The organism is Jeotgalibacillus sp. S-D1 (assembly GCF_004358665.1).
Taxonomy (GTDB): domain Bacteria; phylum Bacillota; class Bacilli; order Bacillales; family Jeotgalibacillaceae; genus Jeotgalibacillus.
The window spans coordinates 1-2398 of the sequence record NZ_SMZR01000025.1; the positions used below are offsets into that span (position 1 = coordinate 1).

At 55.1% G+C, this 2398-nt stretch carries 1 protein-coding gene; it reads right to left on the reverse strand.

Annotated features, from left to right (window positions below; translation table 11 throughout):
- A partial coding sequence (locus tag E2R51_RS19510) for a collagen-like protein (protein ID WP_133378730.1) occupies window positions 1-2398 on the reverse strand: 2398 nt, incomplete at both ends.

Sequence of the window (2398 nt, forward strand, 5' to 3'; positions counted from 1 at the left end):
CCGTTGCTCCAGTTACTCCAGTTACTCCCGTTGCTCCAGTTACTCCAGTTACTCCCGTTGCTCCAGTTACTCCAGTTACTCCCGTTGCTCCAGTTACTCCAGTTACTCCCGTTGCTCCAGTTACTCCCGTTGCTCCAGTTACTCCAGTGACTCCGGTTGCTCCTGTGGCTCCAGTTACTCCCGTTGCACCCGTTGCTCCTGTTACGCCAGTGGCTCCTGTGGCTCCAGTTGCTCCCGTTGCTCCAGTGACTCCGGTTGCTCCAGTGACTCCGGTTGCTCCAGTTGCACCCGTTGCACCCGTTGCTCCTGTTACGCCAGTGGCTCCTGTGGCTCCAGTTGCTCCAGTGACTCCCGTTGCTCCAGTGACTCCGGTTGCTCCAGTTGCACCCGTTGCACCCGTTGCTCCAGTGACTCCCGTTGCTCCAGTTACTCCCGTTGCTCCAGTTACTCCAGTTACTCCGGTTGCTCCAGTTGCTCCAGTGACTCCAGTTACTCCTGTGGCTCCTGTTGCTCCTGTGACTCCGGTTGCTCCAGTGACTCCGGTTGCTCCAGTTACACCAGTTGCTCCAGTTACACCTGTTGCACCAGTTACTCCTGTTACACCAGTTGCTCCAGTTGCACCAGTTGCTCCTGTTACGCCAGTTGCTCCAGTTACACCTGTTACGCCAGTTGCTCCTGTTGCTCCAGTTGCTCCTGTTACACCAGTTACACCTGTTGCTCCAGTTACACCTGTTGCTCCGGTTACGCCAGTGGCACCTGTGGCTCCAGTTGCACCTGTGGTTCCAGTTACGCCAGTCGCTCCTGTTGCGCCTGTGGCTCCAGTTACGCCAGTTACTCCAGTTGCACCCGTTACTCCTGTTGCTCCTGTTACACCTGTTACGCCTGTTACTCCGGTTACTCCTGTTGCACCAGTTGCTCCAGTTACGCCGGTTGCTCCCGTTGCTCCTGTTACACCTGTTGCTCCAGTTACACCTGTTACGCCAGTTGCACCTGTTACTCCAGTTGCACCCGTTACTCCAGTTGCACCAGTTGCTCCTGTTACACCCGTTGCTCCTGTTGCGCCGGTGGCTCCAGTTACGCCAGTTACTCCAGTTACTCCAGTTACTCCAGTTGCACCCGTTACTCCAGTTGCACCCGTTGCTCCTGTTACACCTGTTGCTCCTGTTGCTCCTGTGACACCAGTTGCTCCAGTTACACCTGTTGCTCCAGTTACACCTGTTGCACCAGTTACTCCTGTTACACCAGTTGCTCCAGTTGCACCAGTTGCTCCTGTTACGCCAGTTGCTCCAGTTACACCTGTTGCTCCTGTTGCTCCAGTTACACCTGTCGCTCCTGTGGCTCCAGTTACTCCCGTTGCACCAGTTGCTCCAGTTGCACCAGTTGCACCTGTGGCTCCAGTTACGCCAGTTACTCCAGTTGCACCCGTTACTCCAGTTGCACCAGTTACTCCAGTTGCACCAGTTACACCTGTTGCTCCTGTTGCGCCGGTGGCTCCAGTTACTCCAGTTACTCCAGTTGCACCCGTTACTCCAGTTACTCCTGTTACACCAGTTGCTCCTGTTACACCTGTCGCTCCTGTGGCTCCAGTTACTCCCGTTGCACCAGTTGCTCCAGTTACACCAGTTGCTCCTGTTACTCCAGTTGCTCCTGTTACTCCAGTTGCTCCAGTTACACCTGTTGCTCCTGTTGCACCTGTTACGCCTGTTGCACCTGTTACGCCTGTTGCTCCAGTTACACCTGTTGCTCCGGTTATGCCGGTTGCTCCGGTTACGCCAGTTACTCCAGTTGTACCAGTTACACCAGTTACTCCTGCGGCTCCAGTTACTCCCGTTGCACCACTTGCACCAGTTGCGCCGGTTGCACCAGTTACTCCCGTTGCACCAGTTACACCAGTTACACCAGTTACTCCAGTTGCACCCATTGCTCCAGTTACACCTGTTGCTCCAGTTACTCCTGTTGCACCAGTTACTCCTGTTACACCTGTTACGCCAGTTGCTCCGGTTACGCCAGTTGCACCAGTCGCTCCAGTTGCACCCGTTGCTCCAGTTACACCTGTTACGCCAGTTGCTCCGGTTACGCCTGTTGCACCTGTTGCTCCAGTTACACCAGTTGCTCCTGTTGCGCCGGTGGCTCCAGTTACACCTGTTGCTCCAGTTACACCAGTTACTCCAGTTGCACCAGTTACTCCTGTGGCTCCCGTTGCTCCTGTTACACCAGTTGCTCCTGTTACACCTGTCGCTCCTGTGGCTCCAGTTACTCCAGTTGCACCAGTGGCTCCTGTTACACCTGTTGCTCCTGTTACTCCAGTTGCTCCAGTTACTCCCGTTGCTCCAGTTACACCAGTTACTCCCGTTGCACCAGTTACACCAGTTACTCCAGTTGCACCAGTTACTCCTGT